The 18,278-nt window shown below is 71.4% G+C and carries 15 protein-coding genes; 6 read left to right on the top strand and 9 right to left on the bottom strand.

Annotated elements, in window-relative coordinates; genetic code table 11:
* Positions 1-14: 14 nt before the first annotated feature.
* Genes BFF78_RS20605 through BFF78_RS20595 form a run of 3 tightly spaced genes read left to right on the top strand, consistent with a single transcriptional unit; the run spans position 15 to position 2,523 of the window.
* A complete protein-coding gene (locus BFF78_RS20605; protein ID WP_069779723.1) occupies positions 15-1,298 on the top strand; it encodes a sensor histidine kinase in 1,284 nt (427 codons plus the stop codon).
* On the top strand, positions 1,295-1,963 hold the full coding sequence (locus BFF78_RS20600) for a response regulator (RefSeq protein ID WP_069779722.1): 669 nt from the start codon (positions 1,295-1,297) through the stop codon (positions 1,961-1,963). The genes BFF78_RS20605 and BFF78_RS20600 overlap by 4 nt, the downstream gene beginning before the upstream one ends.
* A gap of 50 nt (positions 1,964-2,013) precedes the next feature.
* Positions 2,014-2,523, top strand: coding sequence for a DinB family protein (locus tag BFF78_RS20595; RefSeq protein ID WP_069779721.1), 510 nt, complete (start codon positions 2,014-2,016; stop codon positions 2,521-2,523).
* Positions 2,524-2,595: 72 nt separating this feature from the next.
* On the opposite strand, the gene BFF78_RS20590 is transcribed toward BFF78_RS20595, so the two are convergent.
* A complete protein-coding gene (locus BFF78_RS20590) occupies positions 2,596-3,228 on the bottom strand; it encodes a TetR/AcrR family transcriptional regulator (RefSeq protein ID WP_069779720.1) in 633 nt (210 codons plus the stop codon).
* A gap of 102 nt (positions 3,229-3,330) precedes the next feature.
* Here BFF78_RS20590 and BFF78_RS20585 point away from each other — a divergent pair, with 102 nt between their 5' ends.
* Positions 3,331-4,275: a beta-ketoacyl-ACP synthase III gene (locus tag BFF78_RS20585; protein WP_069779719.1), complete on the top strand. Its 945-nt coding sequence runs from the start codon at positions 3,331-3,333 to the stop codon at positions 4,273-4,275.
* Positions 4,276-4,487: 212 nt separating this feature from the next.
* Here the strand turns inward: BFF78_RS20585 and BFF78_RS20580 are convergent, their stop codons facing one another.
* The 3 genes from BFF78_RS20580 to BFF78_RS20570 form a co-directional block, all read right to left on the bottom strand.
* On the bottom strand, positions 4,488-4,709 hold the full coding sequence (locus tag BFF78_RS20580) for a hypothetical protein (protein WP_069779718.1): 222 nt from the start codon (positions 4,707-4,709) through the stop codon (positions 4,488-4,490).
* Between the two features lie 250 nt (positions 4,710-4,959).
* Entirely contained in the window at positions 4,960-6,858 is a 1,899-nt protein-coding gene (locus BFF78_RS20575) for a trypsin-like serine peptidase (protein WP_227025892.1), read from the bottom strand.
* Positions 6,859-7,112: 254 nt separating this feature from the next.
* Entirely contained in the window at positions 7,113-7,853 is a 741-nt protein-coding gene (locus tag BFF78_RS20570) for a VOC family protein (protein ID WP_069779717.1), read from the bottom strand.
* Between the two features lie 154 nt (positions 7,854-8,007).
* On the opposite strand from BFF78_RS20570, the gene BFF78_RS20565 reads away from it, so the two are divergent.
* Both BFF78_RS20565 and BFF78_RS20560 read left to right on the top strand, forming a co-directional pair.
* A complete protein-coding gene (locus tag BFF78_RS20565; RefSeq protein ID WP_069779716.1) occupies positions 8,008-8,454 on the top strand; it encodes a hypothetical protein in 447 nt (148 codons plus the stop codon).
* A 293-nt stretch (positions 8,455-8,747) separates the two neighbouring features.
* Complete coding sequence (locus BFF78_RS20560) at positions 8,748-10,565, top strand: NHL repeat-containing protein (RefSeq protein ID WP_227025891.1); 1,818 nt, start codon at positions 8,748-8,750, stop codon at positions 10,563-10,565.
* A gap of 74 nt (positions 10,566-10,639) precedes the next feature.
* Here the strand turns inward: BFF78_RS20560 and BFF78_RS20555 are convergent, their stop codons facing one another.
* The 5 genes from BFF78_RS20555 to BFF78_RS20535 all read right to left on the bottom strand — a co-directional run bounded on the left by BFF78_RS20555 (position 10,640) and on the right by BFF78_RS20535 (position 17,984).
* Positions 10,640-12,568 (bottom strand): ArnT family glycosyltransferase, encoded by a 1,929-nt coding sequence (locus BFF78_RS20555; protein ID WP_069779715.1) that lies wholly within the window; start codon positions 12,566-12,568, stop codon positions 10,640-10,642.
* Positions 12,569-12,639: 71 nt separating this feature from the next.
* Positions 12,640-13,731: an NlpC/P60 family protein gene (locus BFF78_RS20550; protein WP_069779714.1), complete on the bottom strand. Its 1,092-nt coding sequence runs from the start codon at positions 13,729-13,731 to the stop codon at positions 12,640-12,642.
* Positions 13,732-13,773: 42 nt separating this feature from the next.
* The gene (locus BFF78_RS20545) at positions 13,774-14,256 is read right to left on the bottom strand and encodes a poly-gamma-glutamate biosynthesis protein PgsC/CapC (RefSeq protein WP_069779713.1); all 483 of its coding nucleotides are present in this window, start codon (positions 14,254-14,256) and stop codon (positions 13,774-13,776) included.
* Positions 14,253-15,716, bottom strand: a complete 1,464-nt coding sequence (pgsB, locus tag BFF78_RS20540) for a poly-gamma-glutamate synthase PgsB (protein ID WP_069779712.1) — start codon at positions 15,714-15,716, stop codon at positions 14,253-14,255. The genes BFF78_RS20545 and pgsB overlap by 4 nt, the downstream gene beginning before the upstream one ends.
* Before the next feature lie 15 nt (positions 15,717-15,731).
* Positions 15,732-17,984: a HAMP domain-containing protein gene (locus tag BFF78_RS20535; RefSeq protein ID WP_227025890.1), complete on the bottom strand. Its 2,253-nt coding sequence runs from the start codon at positions 17,982-17,984 to the stop codon at positions 15,732-15,734.
* Positions 17,985-18,278 lie beyond the last annotated feature (294 nt).

Here is an 18,278-nt window from a genome sequence, read left to right as displayed (position 1 = left end):
GACGGGTGAATTCCGTGACCACCGATGATCTCGGCGGGATGGGACCGCTGGTCGCCCGGCTCGGCCGGGCCGGCCAGCGGCTCCGGCACGCCGACCAGGCCCGTCCATGGGTGCTGGACGCCGCCGTGGTGGTGCTGGTCTTCCTGATGTTCTGCCTGCCGGACCTGCTGCACGGGGTCCATGGGGACGGCGACGGCCCGCGCCGCTTCCGCCTCGCGTTCACCAGGCTGCCCACGGTCGGCATGCTGGCCCTGCAGGCCGGGCTGGTGCTGCCGCTGCTGTGGCGGCGGCGGGCGCCCGCCGTGGCCTTCGGCGCCGTCACGGCCGTGTTCGTCGTCCAGTGGTCCCTCGGCGCCGTGCTCCGCGCGGACGTCGCCCTGTTCATCGCCCTCTACAGCCTGGCCCTGCACGGGCGCCTACGGCAGCTGCCGTGGGCAGTTGCGGTCATGGCCGGCGCGCTCGGCCTGGTCGCGGCGCGCATCTCGGCGGCGGTGTCGGTCTGGGACGCGCTCTTCTTCCTGCTCAGCACGGCGACCGCGGCCCTCGCGCTCGGCCTGATGATCCGCATCCGGCGGGCCCAGCTGGCCGGGCTGCGGGACCGCGCGGCCCGGCTGGAGATCGAACGCGACCAGCGGGGCAGGCTCGCCGTCGCGGCCGAGCGGACGCGGGTGGCCCGCGAGATGCACGACATCGTCGGCCACAACCTGTCCGTCATCATCACCCTCGCCGACGCGGGCGCCTACGCCACGGCCACCGCCCCGGAACGGGGAAAGGAAGCCCTGCACCTCATCGGCGACACCGGCCGCCAGGCCCTGAGCGAACTGCGCCGGGTGCTCGGCGTACTCCGTGAGCCGGACGGCCCGCGCAGCGCGCCCGAACTGAGCCCACAGCCCGGTCTCACGGACATCGACGCACTGTGCGAGGGGGTACGCGCCGCCGGCCTGGAAGTCGTCTACCGTACGGCCGGTGACGTCGACGCCCTCGACAGCGGGGTGCAGCTCACGGTCTACCGCATCGTGCAGGAGGCCCTGACGAACACCCTCAAGCACGCCGGCGCGGGCGCCCGTGCGAACCTGGCGATCGTCGTGGAGGACACACGGCTGACCATCACCGTCCGGGACTCCGGCCCGCCTGCCCCGGCCGAGTGTCCCGGCACGGCGAACGAGGAAGGACACGGCCTGGTGGGCATGCGCGAACGAGCGGCTCTCTACGGCGGACACGTCAGCGCCGGTCCCGCGGGCCCGGGATGGACCGTGCGGGCCGCCCTCGACCTCGCTCCCCAGGGCGGTGCCCGGTGACCACCGTGCTCGTGGTGGACGACCAGCCGCTCCAGCGGTACGGCTTCCGTATGCTCCTGGACTCCGTGCCCGAGACGGAGGTGGTCGGCGAGGCGGCACACGGGGCCGAAGCCGTGCGCAAGGCCGCCCAACTCCGCCCCGACGTCGTCCTCATGGACGTACGCATGCCCGGCATGGACGGCATCGAGGCCACGCGCCGTATCGTCGCAGCCGGCGACCGCTCCCGCGTCCTCGTGCTGACCACCTTCGACCTGGACGAGTACGTCCATGCGGCCCTGCGCGCCGGAGCCAGCGGCTTCCTCCTCAAGGACGCACGCCCCGAGGAACTCCTCGCCGGTATCCGCGCGGTAGCCGTCGGCGACGCGGTGATCGCGCCCGCGCTCACCCGACGCCTGCTCCACGAGTTCGCCCGTCTCGTGCCGTCCGGCGGCGACGGCTCCGCCGAGGATCCGCGCCTGCGTGCCCTCACCGACCGCGAACGCGAGATCCTCGTCGCCATCGGCAAGGGCTGGACCAACGGCGAGATCGCCACGCGTTTCGTCCTGTCGGAGTCCACGGTGAAGACACACGTCGGCCGCGTCCTGTCCAAGATCGGCGCCCGCGACCGCATCCAGGCGGTGATCTTCGCCTACGACCACGGCCTGGCCCGACCTCACGTGGACTGAGCCCGGCACGGTACGTTCGAGGTCCCAACTCGTCCCGGGAGGACCCCAACGTGACCGTCGAACGCATAGGCCCGCCCGTCTTCGGTACCGAGCGCGAGACGCTGCGGGCGTTCCTGGAGTTCCATCGGGCGACCCTGGCGATGAAGTGCGAGGGCCTGACGGAGGAGCAGCTCAAGACGCGGTCGAGCCCGCCGTCGACGCTCTCCCTGCTCGCCCTGGTCCGCCACCTGGCCGAGGTGGAACGCGCCTGGTTCCGCCGGGTGTTCGACGACAACTCCGCCCCGATGCTGTGGTCGGAGAAGGAGTTCGACTTCCAGGCCGCCTACGACACCGCGGGTGCGAGCGCCGAGGAGGCCTTCGCGGTGTGGGAGGCCGAGGTCGAGCACTCGCGCCGCATCGAGCGCGAGGCCGAGTCCCTGGACCTCGCCGGGCACCAGCCGCGCTGGGGCGAGGACGTGTCCCTGCGGATGGTGATGCTCCACATGATCCTGGAGTACGGCCGCCACAACGGCCACGCGGACTTCCTGCGCGAGGGCGTCGACGGCACGGTCGGCGCCTGACCCGGGCGCCCGCGACGGATGACAGGCGGCGCCTGACCCCCGCCGTTGACCTGGCTCCAGGAGCGCACGCCGCTACGGGCTGGCGGACTGCCCTTGCCCCGGGTGACCGAGGAGCCGGTCCACAGCTCGGCGGGTGCGTACGGAGGCGGCCGGATCGGCGAAGAGCTGGATCTCCTGGTTCAGGGCCAGATAGCAGCCGATCAGCTCGTACGCGATCTGCTCCGGGTCGGTGTCCGGTGGCAGCTCGCCCGCGGCGGCGGCTGTGCGTACCTCCGCGGCGAGGCGGCGCCGCCATACCCGGAGCAGGCGGGCCACGGCGTCACGGACGTGCCCGCTACGGGCGTCGAACTCGACGGAGGCGGTCGTGAAGAAGCAGCCGCCGGGGAAGATGTCGCGCTCGGTGTCCAGGTAGGCGATCCAGGCGTCGCAGACGGCCCGCAGCCGGGTCAGGCCCGGCTCCTGGTGCGCCGCGGGTTCCCACACCAGCCGCGAGAACGCCGCCGCCGCCCCTTCCAGGGTGGCCAGCTGCAGTGCCTCCTTGGTGCCGAAGTGTCCGAGCACTCCGGCCTTGCTCATCCCCAGGTCGGCGGCGAGGCGTCCGATGGTGAGCCCTTCGAGGCCGTCGACGGAGGCGAGCGCGATGCTGCGCTCCACGATGCGCTCACGCGTTCTGCGGGCTTCGACGGCGGAGGTGCGCGGGCTCATGCCGTGATCCTACCGAAGCGAACCCCATTTAGCTTCCGACCGATCGGTTGCTATATTCCGGGCCACTGTTGCCGAGCGAGGAGATCGACTGTGCGTTCGACCATGCCGGGAAGCCGCATCACCGCCCTGGGCCACTACCAGCCGACGCGCGTGCTCACCAACGACGACCTGTCCGCCATGGTCGACACCAGCGACGAGTGGATCCGACGCCGTACCGGTATCGCCGCACGCCGCATCGCCGCCCCGGACGAAACGGTGACCGACATGGCTACGGCGGCGGCCGAAAAAGCCCTGGCCGCGTCCGGTCTCCAGCCCTGCGACATCGGACTGGTCACCGTGGCGACCTGTACGGCGATCGACCGCTGCCCCTCCACCGCCGCCCAGGTCGCCGCGCGCCTGGGCCTGCCCGCCCCGGTGGCCTTCGATCTCAACAACGGCTGCGCCGGCTTCTGCACCGCCCTCGCCTGCGCCGATCACTCGATCCGGGCCGGCGCCACCGGGCATGCCCTGGTCATCGGCGCCGAGAAGATGTCCGACGTCACCGACTGGACGGACCGCCGCACCTGTGTCCTGCTCGGCGACGGCGCGGGCGCCGCCGTACTCAGCGCCGCCGGCGACGCCGGGATCGGCCCGGTGGTCTGGGGCTCCGACCCGACCCGCGGCGACGCCGTCCGCCTGGTCGACGACTGGCACCCCCACTTCGCCCAGGAAGGCCAGACCGTCTTCCGGTGGGCCACCGGCGAACTCCCCGCCATCGCCCGAGAAGCCTGCGCGCGGGCCGGCCTGGCCCTGGGGGACCTGGCGGGTGTGGTCACCCACCAGGCCAACCTGCGCATCATCGATGCCGTCATACGCCAACTCGCCCTCCCTGACGGCGTGGTGATCGCACACGACGTCGTCGAATCGGGCAACACCTCCGCCGCCTCGGTCCCCCTCGCCCTGTCCAAGCTCGCCGAACGCGGTGAAATCCCCTCCGGTGCCCCGGTCCTGCTGCTCGCCTTCGGTGGCGGACTGTCCTGGGCCGGGCAGATCGTCGCCTGCCCCTAGGCGGGCTCCTGTCCGTCCTCGAGCGGCCAGGTGTCGTCTTCCCCGAAGTCAGGGGCCTGGAAGGGGTTCGTCGTCGGGGGCGGCGATGCTGCCGTGGAGCAGCGGGGTTGCCCTTCCAGGGCGGAGAACAGCGATGTCAGATCGATGGGAGGACTCTCTTTCGTTACAGGTCCCGGAAGGGGCCTGGTGTGCCGTGACCGGGCACAGCGGTTCTACAGCTTGGTCATCTTGGTGTACGGGCTCAGGATCCGCATTTGCGCCGAACCGAAATCGACGAGCGCCGCGATTCCGTCCTCGATGCCGATGACTCGGCCGAGGCCGTACATGTCGTGGGTGACCTGGTCGCCCACGGCGAAGTGCTTGGGAGCCGGTGTGACCGGGGCCTTGAAGGGGCTGGTGGGCAGATGACGCTTCGGCGCAGCAGGCTTTGTCATGGTTCAGTATGAGCCTACGTGTGTCCCGTTTCGCTGTGGCCGTCGGCACAGATCCAGACGGCCACCGCCGCTTCATGCCACTGACCTGGGGTTTTCGCGACCTGGTGAGGCGAAAACTGGACCGTGGGTCTCCTTTGCCGGTCGGCCCGTGCCAGTCGGCGGCTTTTTGGCCCCCAGTGCGGCAAGCGAGGGCGCCTGGGCGGCCCAGATGCGCTTTGACCTGGGCATATGTGCTTCGGGGACGGGTTTCTCAGGCGCGGGGGACCAGGTTGTGCTCGGTGCCCAGGGTGGTCTTGCCCGTGTCGGTGTACATCGTGGTCTCGCCGTCGGACCAGCGGATGACGAGGTCGTCGGTGCGGTGGTCGGGGGTGAAGTCGCCCGTCGTCATGACCGTGTTGTGGGTCCAGACGCCGCCCCGGTTCTGGACACGTGCCTCGGTGCCCAGGGCGGAGGTCGTGGTGCCGACGTAGTCGTCCAGCTCGCCGTCCGACCACTGCACCATCAGGTCCCATTTCTGGTTGCCGGAGAACTCGCCGGCGGTCAGCAGGGTGGCGTGGGTCCAGGTGGAGTTGTGGCCCTGGAGCTTGTGCTCCTGTCCGAAGCTTCCGGCACCCACGTTGGTGTAGAGGGTGAGTCCGCCGTCGGACCAGCGGACCATCAGGTCCGTGACGTAGGCCGAGGAGCCGAAACGGCCCGCGGTGATCTGGGTGGCGTGCTGCCAGGTGGAGTTGGGGCCGATCATCTGGGTGCCGGGCACGTCGAGGCCCTTGGCGCCGACGTCGCCGTAGAGGGTGACCTTGCCGTCGGACCAGCGCACCATCAGGTCGAACTGGTTCGATCCGGTGAAGTCGCCCGCGGTCATCGTCTCCGCGTGGGTCCAGGTGGAGTTGGGGGCGAGCAACTGGCGTTCGGCGGTGAAGTGGCCGTTGCCGTCGCTGGTGTAGAGGGTGACCTTGCCGTCGGTCCGTACCACGATCAGGTCACTGTGGCCGGTCCCGCCGAAGTCACCGGCCGCCATGAGCTTGGCGTGCTTCCAGGTGGTGCCGTCACCCATGGAGTACGGCAGGGGCGGCTGGTGGTAGGGGCCGTGGTCGGTGTGCAGGCCCTTCTGGGCGTCGTCGTAGAGCTGGAAGAACCGGTCGCCGTGCAGGGGGCTGTAGGTGATGCGGTTGTACAGCGGGTCCTTGGGATTCACATCCGGGCCGCCCTGCAGGAAGCCGCCCACATTGCCGATGATCTCGCCGGTGTCGCCGGAGGGGTCGAACTTGGAGAACCACGGTCCGCCGGAGACCCCTCCCCACATGCCGCCGCAGTCGATCTGCATCTGGTTGTAGGCGGGCAGGGGCGTCGTCCCGACGCCCGCACAGCGGAAGGCGAGGTCCTGCGGGTTGTGGGCGACCGTCGGGTAGCCGATGACGGTCACCTGGTTGACGAACCCGGGCGTACGGGCCAGGGTGTTGGCGCCCACGACGTCCTGGACGTTCCGGCCGCCGTTGTCCTTCAGGCCGGCGAAGGCGAAGTCCAGGTCGGAGTTGGCGCTCCGGTCCGAGGCGTACTGCGAGTCGCGGAACCACTCCTGGACCGGCCAGATGCCGTACTGCTGTGCGCCCGCCGGCTTGGTGTGGTCGTACTCGGGCACGAACGCGGCCTTGTCGCCGAGGCAGTGACCGGCGGTGAGGATGAGGTTGTGCCCCTGGCTGCTCACCACGCTCGCGGTGCAGTAGTGGGCCTTCATGTCCTTGCTCTGGCTGAAGAGCGTGCCCACGGACTTGATGCCGTCGAAGTGCTCACCGTCGACGGCGGTCAGGGACCGTTTCTTGCGCGGTGCCCTCCAGCCCTGCGGCTGTGTGGCACGGCCCGAGGGGTCGGTGGCCGAGGCCATGCGCTGGGGCGTCCAGAACCGGATGGCGTCCCGGACAGTCCAACTGCCGCCATTTTCCCCGTCGTCGGCGGTCGTGGAGGGCCTCGGCGCGGGAGTGGTGCCGGCGCCGGGTGCCGGCTGGGTGGCCGCGGGGTGCAAGGGGGCCGGCGCCGGGCCTGCGGCCTCGGCCGCCGCGGTGTTGCCCAGCAGCAGCGCGGCGCACAGTGCGACGGCCGCCCCCAGACGTATTCGTTGGGTGTGCAAGTGGTTCTGCTCCAGGTCAGGCATGCCGGAGGGGCAGGGTGGGGCCTGCGGACATGCGTGCGGGTGACGGCCGCCGGGGAAGCCGGGGCCGGGTTGTTCGCGCGTACCGGAGCTCTCAGCTCTGAAGAATCACTGCGCACCCCCCGATGCGTTCCCCCATGCCGCCGTGAGGCGGATTCCAGCGACCGTGGTCAGCGGTCGCGGCGCCCATGATCGCATGCCCTGCCGGCATGTGCACGCGGATAGGCTCACGTGCCGGGTGCCGTCAAGGCCCGGCGTCAGGACGGGGCGAGGACGCAGAACTCGTGGCCGTCCGGGTCGGTCAGGCACGTCCAGGGGACGTCGCCCTGGCCGACGTCGAGGTCGGTGGCGCCGAGGGCCCGCAGCCGGGCCACCTCCGCTGCTTTGTCGTCACCGGGGTACGGCAGCAGGTCGAGATGGACACGGTCGGACACGGTCTTCTGGCCGGGCGTGCGCAGGAACTCGAGATACGGGCCGACACCCTTGGCGGAGCGCAACACCGCGTGATCACCGGTCACTTCGTGCAGGGTCCAGTCGATCGCCTCACCCCAGAACCGGGCCATGGCCCGCGGATCCGCACAGTCGACCACCATCGCGGCGACCGGCCCGGTGTCCCGGTAGACCTCCCGGGGCTCCAGCACGCAGAACTCGTTGCCCTCGGGGTCGGCGAGGACCGTCCACGGCACATCGCCCTGGCCCACGTGGGCGGGCCTCGCACCGAGAGCCTTCAGGCGTGCGACCAGCTCCGCCTGATGGGCCGCGGAGGTGGTGGCGAGATCGAGGTGCATACGGTTCTTCGTCGTCGTCTTGGGTTCCGGCACGGGAACGACGTCGATACCGACGGCGACCGGGTCCGGCCAGACGAGGCCGCCGGCGGGTCCGACGTAGGTGGTCACGCCGGGGCTGTAAGCACTCCAGCCGAGTGCCTCCGCCCAGAACCGGCCGACCGCCGAAGCATCAAGAGCCTTCATGACCACGTGAACAGGTCGCAGCGCCATACCGGTGATCCTATGCACCCGCCGCGCGGCGCAGCGGCTCCCCAGCAGTGGTGAGCTGCACCGAGAGGGGTCACGATGGAGGAAGCGGCGGACGGAATCCCACAAGATGATCAGGTGGCGCCGGGCGCCGGCGACGGTCAGAAGGAAGATCGTGATGCCTACCGACACCGAACTGCTCAGGACCGACGACAAACAGCTCGAGGAGCTGTTCCGCAAGAGTCCGGCCGGTGAGATTCCCAAAGGCCCGATGGAGGGCATGGCCATTCTCCCCGGAGCCGGGCGCGCGGGCGCACAGGTGCTCGCCGGTGTGGTGAATCGGTTCTGTTGGCGGGGCAAGGTCTTCAGTCCGGAGGGCTACCTCAGCAACCGGCTGACCCCGCTGGACATCCTGTCCATCGTCGCCACGGTCGGGCCCGGCCCCAGTCGCCTGGACGACCGGGAGTGCATCGTCATCGACTACTCCCACACGTCCATGGTGTTCGGGGGCGTGCGGGATGAGCTTCGCCAGGTCGATCCGGACCTGTACCTGGGGCTGATCTGGCTGTCCGGCCGCAAGATCGGCTGGTTCACGCTGCGCGAACCGAACAGCGCCCAGGGCTAGGACGGTCGCGTCGAGACCCGTTGGCGCGTCAGGCCCCGCCCCGCGTGCGGGGTTCTGCACGGCGCTGCCCTGACGACGAAAGGCTCTCCACCTTGTTCCCCGTCACAGGCATCCGCGGAGCGACGCTCCGAACCTCGTGCGGCGCTCGGAAGTCCAAGCCCTCCCCGGCCTTCTCCGGCACCGCCCTGGCCGCATCGGCCACCATGGCACTCGCTCTCACGGCGCTTCCCGCAACGACGCCTCCCGGCACACCGGCCCCCCTGTACGGGACGGTCACGAGCGCGGGAAGGCCGTTGCCCAACGCCACCGTCACACTCTTCGCCGGAGATCGGCAGGGCGTCCGGCAACTGGGGCGCGCCACGACCGACGCGAACGGCTCCTTCCAGCTCCGGCCCGGCCGGTACGCGGGCTCCGTGCTGTACGTCGAAGCCGTACCCTCTGGGGACCGGGCCCTGCGGCTGCGTTCCGTCGTGGGAGTCGGTCCCGGCGGCGGCGTGCCGCAGCGCTCCGAATCCGCCGTCACGGTCAACGAGTTGACCACCGTCGCCACCGGCTACGCCCTGGCCCAGTTCACCGACCAGCGGGGCATCTCCGGCCCGAGCCCCGGCCTGGAGAACGCCGCGGCCACGTCGTACAACCTCGCCGACCCGGCCACGGGCAAGCCGGGCAAGGTCGTCACGGACCAGAACAACGGCGACAAGAACGACACCCTGGCCACCCTCGGCACCCTGGCCGACCTTGTCTCTCTGTGCGCACCGGGAGCGGACACCGGGCGATGCCAGGACATGCTGCATCAGGCGGCATCGCCGCGTGGCAGCACTCCGGCGGACACCGCTCAAGCGGTGTCCGGCCTCGCCCACAACCCGAGACGGGCCACCGGCCCGCTGTACGCGCTGGCCGGACAGGCGCACACCTACACCCCCACGCTCACCGCGGCGCCCACGGCCTGGGTCCTGGCTCTGCACTACACCGCTCCCCAGGTCTACGCCCCCGGCCGTATCGCCGTCGACGCCAAGGGCAATGTCTGGGCCGCCAACAACTGGCTGCCCGGGACACGAAATCCCAGCCCCTACGTCACCGTGCAGGACCCGGTGGGCAACCCGACCCTGAACAGCCCCATCAGCGGCGGCGGCATGAAGGCGGGCGCCTGGGGGATCGCCATCGACCACGAGGGATACGTGTGGGTGCCCAGCTACGCCGGTGACGCCATGTCGAAATACTCCTCGTCCGGTGAACCGCTGTCGCCCAGCCAGGGATTCAGCAACGGTGACCTCAACCACCCGCAGGGCACCGCCGTCGACCAGAAGGGCAACGTCTGGATCGCCGACTTCTACGGCCTCAAGGGCAACCGCGGCAAGGGAAACGTGGTCGTCTACCCGCACGGTGACCCCTCGAAGGCGATCACCATCACCGGCGGTGGCCTCGACCACCCCTTCTCCCTCCAGATCGACGGCTACGGCCGCGCCTGGGTCTCCAACGCCCGCCTCAACGGGGCGAAACTCATGGACACACGCCCCCTCACCGGACATGCGGGCGGCAGCGTCACCGTCATCGGACCCGACTTCAAGCCGACCTCGTTCTCGCCCATCAAGGACACCTCGCTCGACTGGCCTCTCGCCCTTGCCGTCGACTCCCGGAACAACGTGTGGGTGCCCGACTTCCTCAGCAACTCGGTCACCGAAATCGGGCCCGCGGGAAAGGTCACCGGCGCGTACAAACTGCCTACGACCATCGCCCCCTGGTCCGTGGCCGTCGACGGATCCGACCGCGTGTGGGTCGCCGGCTTCGGTGCCCCCTCCGTCTCCGTGCTGTGCGGCGTGAACACCGGCGCGTGCCCGCCCGGCTCCTCCACCGGCTCGGTGCTCTCACCGCCCGACGGCTACCGCAGCAACTCCATCCAGCACCTCACCGCGGTCCAGCTCGACCAGTCCGGCAACGTCTGGCTGGCCAACAACTGGTCCAAGCTCGCCCCGCCCACCGGCGGCACCGGCCTGGTCGAACTCGTCGGAGCGGCCACCCCGGTCTGCGCCCCCTTGCAGCCTCTCCCGGCCCGCCCGGCGTCCACCGGCCCCGCCACGTGCGCCCTCCAGACCAGCACCCAGCCCAGGTGACGACGGCCCGGCGACGGTGCTGACTGCCGGCGTTCGGTGGTGGATCGCGACCCCCGGGTTCCGGGGGCCTCGCCTCACCTCTGGGAGCTGCAGTCGTAGAGGGTGAAGCTGCCGCCGGTGCGTCGGCCGTAGGCGGCGGGCCGGATGCGGGTGCAGTGGGACTTCACCCAGGTGGTGGCGGGAGTGGTGGGACGCGCGGTGGTGAGCAGCGCGTAGCGCAGCTGGTGGGCGGTCACGAGGCCGCCGAGCTGCTGGGCGGTGGGGAAGGGGGTGAGGCCGGTGAAGCCGCCCATGACGAGGACGGGCTCGGACTTCGCGCGCAACAGGGGCTCGGCGGTGTAGGCGGCCTGCGTGGCGACCAGGTACTTCTCGCCGTGCCGGTGCGTGGTGAGGTAGTCGAGCAGGGCGGTGTCGCGGGCGTTGGGCCGGTCGAGCCCCACCCTCCGCGGAGCGTGGCGGGGGTGGTACGCCTTGCCGACCGGACCGGTCATCGGCGAGGTGGCGGCGCCCGCGTAGAGCGGGTCGAGGCTGGAGGCGGCCCAGCCGGCCGGTACGACCAGGGTGGCCGCGATTCCGGCGGCGAGGGCGCCGTGGACCAGCCGCGGGGAGGTCCGCGGACCGCGGGTCCACAGGCCCACCACGCCGCACAGCGCCAGCATCACCGCGACCGGCAGCAGCCAGGAGACGAAGCGGGTCGGCCAGTCGAGCACCAGCGCCCACACCGCCGTCAGCGCGATCGCCGCGGGCAGCGCCATGTGCCGTCGGCCGCCCGGCTCGTGCACGGCTGCGTGCCCCGGGTCGTGCCACGCCTCGTACTCCGAGCGGAAGAGCGTGAACCCGCCGCCGGTCAGCGCGGCGAGCGCCGGGGCGATGACGGCCGTGTAGTAGGCGTGGTTGCCGTTGGAGCTGCTGAACACCAGGGCGTGCACGGCCAGCCAGCCGCCCCACATCACAAATCCCGCGCGCAGCAGGTCGGTTCGCGGTTGCCCCGCGCGCCAGAGGACGCCCAGGACCGCGGCGAGCACGGCGAGCGGCAGCAACCAGGCGATCTGCGGGCCGACCGCGTGGTTGATCAGCATGTTCCAGCCGGTGTTGCCGGTGGTGCGGCTGGCGGCGGTGCCCGCGACGGCGCCGAACGCGGTGGAATCGCTGCTGAAGCGGCTCAGGCCGTTGTAACCGAAGACCAGGGCGAACGGATCGTTGCCGGACGTTCCGTCGAGGTACGGGCGGCTCGCGGCCGGTGTCGCCCAGGCGATCAGCACCCAGGAGCAGGAGACCGCCAGCGCGACCGCACCGGCCAGCAGGACGCGCAGCGCCCGGTTCACCCGGGTGCCGGGCGCGGCGAGTTGGTAGACCGCGGCGAAGACCGGCAGCACCAGCCACGCCTGCAGCATCTTCGTCTGGAAGGCGAGCCCGACCCAGACCCCGCAGGTGATCAGCGGCAGCAGCCGCTCGGTGCGCACCGCCTTCTGCAGCGCTCCGGCGGCCGCCACCAGCAGCAGAGTGAGCGCGGTGTCCGGGATGGTGGCCCGGGCGAGGACCACGGTGACCGGGGTGAGGGTGAGCGCCAGCGCGGCGATCAGCGCGGCGAACGGACCGGCCCAGGCCCGTACGATCCGGTGCAGCAGCCATACGGTGAGCACGCCCTCGATGACCTGCGGCAGCGCGGCCGCCCAGGTGCTCGGACCGAAGAGCCAGACGGAGACGGCGTCGGGCCAGAAGGCGCCGGGCAGCTTGTCGATGCTGATCGAACCGGAGGCGTCGAGCCCGCCGAAGAAGAAGGCGCGCCAGCTGGAGGCCATCGACCGTATCGCCGCGCTGTAGTAGGGGTGGAGCGCGGCGTGCCCGATGCCCCAGGAGTACAGCATCGTGGCGACGACCAGCACCGCGGCGAGCGCCGGGCGCTCCCAGCGCGGGGCGTCTTCCGGCGGGCCGGAGCGGCGGTTCGCCGCCCGGCGGCCTCGGTGCGCGCCGGTGGTCTGGGCGGCGGGGATGGCGGTCATGGCAGTGGTCCTCGGATCAGCAGGTCAGGTGAGGCGGTGGTGCACGGGCGGCGGGGGCACGGGCTGCCCCATCACAGGCGGCGGGCCGCCCGGAAGCCGCGGGCGTAGAAGTCGGTGCCGTCCAGCAGCGAGCGGCCGGACAGGTCGCCCAGGGTGGGGCCGTTGGCGGCGGAGCGGCTGGAGTAGAAGCGGTGCCGGCCCTCGTCGTCGAGGCCCATGTACATGCCGCAGTGGTCGATGAAGTTCGGGCGTTCCTTGATGATGGCGAAGAAGACCAGATCGCCGGGTTGCAGGGCACCCAGGTCGGTGGGCTGCTCGCCGGTGTCGGGGATCACCAGGCGGCCGGGACCATCGGCGGCGATGGCGAAGGCGCGGCGCGGCAGACCGGGGCCCCGGGTGTTGGTGTTGTGCAGGGGGATGCCCATGCGGTAGCCCCACACCAGACGCTGGAAGCCGGAGCAGTCGACGTCGCCGTAGCGGGCCCGCTCCGGCTGCACGCGCGTGCCGTCCGGGAAGGTCCAGTCAATGCCCAGATAGTCGTAGAAGTCGGACTGTTCGTCGTGGTAGGCGAAGTCCAGCGGGTTGTTGACCTTGGCGTTGCGGGGGCCGAAGTGGGCGGTGCCCGCGTAGCGCACGCCGGACGCGTTGTGCTTGTCGGGCGCCCCGGCGCTGGAGTACTCGAAGGCCACCGCGAAGACGTCCGGGCCGGTGTCGCCGAGCGCCTTGCGGAACCAGCCCTTGAACCAGGCGGACTTCTCCATGCCCTGCTGCCACTCGTGCGGCAGCACCCGCACCCAGGCGTCCGTGGTCACCGTGGCCTCGGTGGTCCGCGGCTCGCTGAAGGTGCGGTTGGGCCCGGTGAGTACGGCCGTACGGGCGCCGTCGGTGAACGTGGCGAGCGTGCTGCCATCGGCGGCGCGGACCACGGTGCGGTCGGGGGCGGACAGCCGCTCGAACGTGCGGGGTCCGGAGGGCCGGGCGCTCCGGCCGGTGCCCGTGCCGCCTGCGGCCGTACCGTCACGGTCATCGCTGCCGCCGCTGCCGTGGCCCAGGTGGTCCCAGGCGTACCCGCCCGCCACTCCGGCGGCCGCCACGCCCGCGATCGTCCCGAGCACGGCGCGGCGGGTCGGGCGGCTGCCTCTGCCGACGGGTTGGGAGTGCATGGCCGATCCTCCTGGAAGTGCGAGGTGGGGGCGGTGGGCAGGTCAGCCGGTGGGCATGACGCCGATCAGCAGACCGGAGATCAGCACCACGTACGTGGCCAGCGTCACCGCCGTGGTCGAGATGACCGTGGCCGCCAGCGGCTGGCGGACCATCTGGTAGGAGACCAGGCCGGGGACGATGAAGCCAAGGGTCTGCGAGGTGTACAGCAGAGGGAACTCGTGGTTGAGGGCGAGCATCACGGTGGTCTGCATCAGTACCGCACACAGCACCACGGCGGCGAACAGCCGCTTGCCGTAGAGAATCACCGTGCGCTGCAGCAGTTTCGTCCCGAAGTACGTGAGCGCCGCGACACCGACCATCAGGCCGGCCATCTGCACGTCGGTGACGAGCGTGAGGGCGATCCAGCCCGGCGTGATCATTCCGCCGGGGGAGAGGTTGGTGGTCAGATAGCAGACGAGCGAGAAGATCAGCCCGAGGGCGATCCCGAGCGCGGCGGTCTGTGCGGTGAGGTGGGCGGGGATCACGGGTTCCTCGTGGACTGGGACGGATCGTAGGAGTGGTGCGGGCCGCCTTCGGCGCTCTCGCCGTCGGGCCGGCCGTGGCGGGCGGCGAACCGGCGGGCGAGTTCGCGCTGCTCCGGGATGTGGAAGCCGTACGCCGGTGTCTCCAGCGGTGCCACCCAGCTGTACGGCTCCGGCTCGGGCGGCCGGGCCACCGCGATCTGCGGCCGGGGCACGGCGATCTGCATGGTCTCCTGATCCAGGCCGTCGCCGTCGGGTACGGCGTCGAGCGGGTCCTCGGAGTCGTCCAGCGGCAGCTCGGCGAGGCATTCCAGGAACAGCTCGCCCTGGCCGTGGATGTTGCCGATCGCCACCAGCGAGGAGGACGGGCCGAGTTCCGCGAGCATCGCCGCGGTCAGCTCCTCGGGGTCCCGGCGGTCGCCGCCGAGATCCACCACCCGCCCGGTGAAGCCGGCCGGAATCGCGTCGCGGGCGCTCTTGGTCGGGTGGCCGATCAGGAACACCGTCTCGGCGGCGAGGTCGGGGACGATGGCGCCCATCTGGCCGTTGCGCTCCACCCGGTCCGGGCGGCAGTTGATGACCACGTTGAGCGGCCGTCTGATCGCGCCCAGATCCTCCAGCTGCTTCACGTTCATCAGCGTCGACTCGGGGTCGTTGGCCGCGAAGACGTTGGCGAACCGCAGCTTCTTGCCCTCGGGGGTGACATAGCGTTCCACCGACAGCACGCCCGGGTCGGGCGGCGCGTCCCACATGCCCTGCATCGCCGTCTGCCGCTCCACGCCGAGCAGTTCGGCGACGGCGAGCGCGATCGCCACGTTCTCCTTGAAGGTGAACCAGCTGAAGCCGCGCAGCTCCTCGTCGGTGACCGTCTCGGGGTCGGCGTAGACCAGCTTGCAGTTACGGGCGTCGGCCTCCTCCTGGAGGATGTGGAAGCGGTCCTTCTCCGCCGTCACGCACACCCCGCCCACCGGCATCGAGCGGGAGAGGGAGCGGGCGACGTCGTCCAGCGTCGGCCCCATCTCCTCCAGATGGTCCTCGCGCACGTTGCACAGCACGCCGATCGTGGAACGGATCAGCTTCTCCTGGTTGATCTCCTGCAGCGCGGGCATCACCGCCATGCACTCGATCACCAGCGCGTGCGGCCGGTAGGTCGCCGCCCGCCGCACGATGCCGATCTGCTCGACGATGTTGGACAGCCCGAACTTGCGGTACACCGGCTCCTCGGTGGCATCCGGGTGGATGAACCGGGCCGCGGTGCCGGTGGTCTTGGCCACCGTGACCAGGCCGCCGCCGCGCAGCGCGCCCGCGCACAGCCGGGTGATCGAACTCTTGCCGCGGATGCCGTTGACCAGCACCCGCGTCGGTATCTGCTCCAGCGAGGCGAAGTGCCGCCGCTGCTCCACGATTCCGGCGATCCACAGCGCGGCGCAGCACAGCAGGACTATGACATAGAGGAAGAGCATGCCGATTCCGTCCTTCTACCGCTGCAGGGTGTTCTCGAGCAGGGGCCGGGAGGACCCGGCGGCGTGGCCGGATCTGGCCGCCCGGCCGCGTTCCGCCAGGGCCTGGCGGATCAGCTCCAGGCTGCGGGTGACCGAGCCGACCTCGTCGTGGTTGACCGGGTGCAGCACGGTGCGGCGGTCTCCGCCGGCGAGCCGCTCGACGAGCACGGCGACCGAGCGCAGCGGCCGGATCACCACCACATGCAGCCAGCCCAGGCAGGCCGCGCCCAGGGTGAGGCCCAGGATCCCGGCGAGCATGGTGCGCTGCTCGGCCTGCACCGCGGGGATCTGGAGCGCCGCCGCGGGCTCCGCGGTCACCACGTGCCACCCGAGGCGGGCCGTCGGGCCGCTCTGCGCCAGCGGCGCGGCGGCGTCGACCGACGGCCCGGAGGACGAGTCGAGCACCGCCGAGGTCGCGGTGCCCGCGGTCCCCGGGGCGCCCTGGGTGGCGCGCGCGAGACGGGTCAGGCCGGAGTCGGGCAGCGACTGGAAGGCGCGGTAGCCCACGCTCGCCGCCAGCACCTTGTTGTCGTCGTTCGTCACCCAGACGCTGCCCAGCTTCGGCCTGGCCAGAATGGAGTTGAGCGCCTTCACGTCGATCTCGCCGAACAGGACCACCCCGGCCGCCGGGGCCTTGCCCTTGGCGGCCCGGACCTGGGCGTAGGCGGCGATGGCCGGGATCCGGCCGGAGGTGTTGACGGTGGTGATCCCGCCGCCGGCGGGCACGTGCACGAGGGTGCGCAGCGGTGTGTCGCCCACCCGCAGCGTGATGTCGCCCGAGCGGTCCAGGAGATACAGCGAGCGGTACTGCTTGTGGTCGGCGAGAACGCGCCGCAGAACATCGCTCTGGGCGGCCCGGCTCGTGCCCGGCAGACGTGCGGCCGCGTCGCTCAGGTCGGTGTACGACTGGTCGAGGGACTGCCGGATCCGATTCGTCGCGACCTCGGTGCGCGCCTGCTGGTCGGCGAGGACCGGAGCCGGAACCGCGCTCGTGGTGTCCGCCCGGTTCAGCAGGAAGATCATCGGCACCGCCCAGCAGGCCACGACCACCACGCAGACCACGGCCAGCGCCCGGTAGCCCGGTCCGCGCCGGGCCGGGAACTCCTGCGGGCCGCTCTCGCCGAGCAGTTGCCGGCGCAGTGACTCCAGTGCCCGCCCGATCCGGGCCAGTTCTCCGAAACCATGCACAGGAACCGGCCGGTACAGCTCCTCCAGCGTGGCCGGCCCGTCCTCGGTCGCGCCCCGGGCCAGGCGGTTGGCGGACAGATACAGCCGCAGCAGCGGCCGCTGCACCAAGAAGTGCAGCGCCAGCCCGAGCAGCAGCGCGAGCGCGGCCAGCGCTCCCGCGGCCTCGAGCGCGAAGCGTGAGTAGTCGGCGGCGGTGGTGATGGCGGGCACCGCGCGGGAGGTGAGCACCACCAGACCGAGCCGGTCGGTGTCGCCCGGACCGGTCGTCGAGGCGACCTGCGCCCAGCCGGCCACCGTGCGCCGGGTGCCGGCGGTGCCGCCCAGCATGCTTCCCGAGGCGTCGGTGTCACGGCCCGACCCGCTCGCCGCGTGGGCCGCCGCCGCGGGCAGACCGCTGTCGGCGGCGGTCGGCGAGGCCGTGCCGCGGGTGGTGGTGGCGAGGGCGGTGCCGCTCGCGTCCAGCACTTCGGCGGTGCGTCCGTCGCCGTACGTCGTGAGGGTGGGCAGCGACTCGCAGACCGCCAGCAGCCACTGCCGGTCGGCCCGGTTCGAGGTCTGGTTCTGGTCCTGGTTGGCGTCCTCCTGCTGCGCGGGCAGCGTGACCCTGGCGAAGTACACCAGGTGCCGCGTGCCGCCCGACGTCACCAGCCGGGGCAGGATCGCCCCGTGCCCGGACGCCGTTTTCGCGACGTCCACCCCGGCCAGCGGCACCGGCTTGCCGCCGGCCGCCAGCAGTCTGCCGGTGCGCGGGTCGAGCAGCGCGCTGCCGAGGACCGCCTTTCTGGCAGAGGTCAGCGCCTTCAGCGCGGTCGCGGGGGCCGAGGTGCTCGTCGCCGGGTACGCGCTCGCCGTACGGCGTACGGCGCTCGCCTCGGCGTCGATGGTGGTGCGCACCGACAGCGCGGTGTCCGCGGCGATCTGCTGTTCGCCGTTCAGCACGGCCTGCGGTATTCGCTCGGACTGGATGCCGTCGAGGCCGATCACGGTCAGGGCGGCGACCACCAGCAGGAGTACGACAAGGGAGGCGATCGGCGGGCGCACCCCGCCGAGCATCGGCATATCGGCGCGGCGACGAATGCGGTGCCGACGCGGCGCCCGGGGTGCGGAGGGCAGGGCAGGGGATCCTTCCTCAATTGGCGCCGAGCGCCCGAATGTTCGATGGCACGAACACTCTATCCGTACACAATCACATATCCATCACACTTTCGTCCCTGTGTCGTACGGGCGAACGGGGCCGGTGTGTGACGGCCGGCGCATGCGGGTCCGGCCCCCGGCACACCGAGGGGCGGACCCGCGAACGGGACCCGCCCTTCGGATGACCGGTCGGCTGTCCGG

It is taken from the genome of Streptomyces fodineus (assembly GCF_001735805.1).
GTDB classification, from domain to species: Bacteria; Actinomycetota; Actinomycetes; order Streptomycetales; family Streptomycetaceae; genus Streptomyces; species Streptomyces fodineus.
Note: the sequence above shows the minus strand (reverse complement) of the source record. Positions and strands in the feature narration are given on the sequence as shown.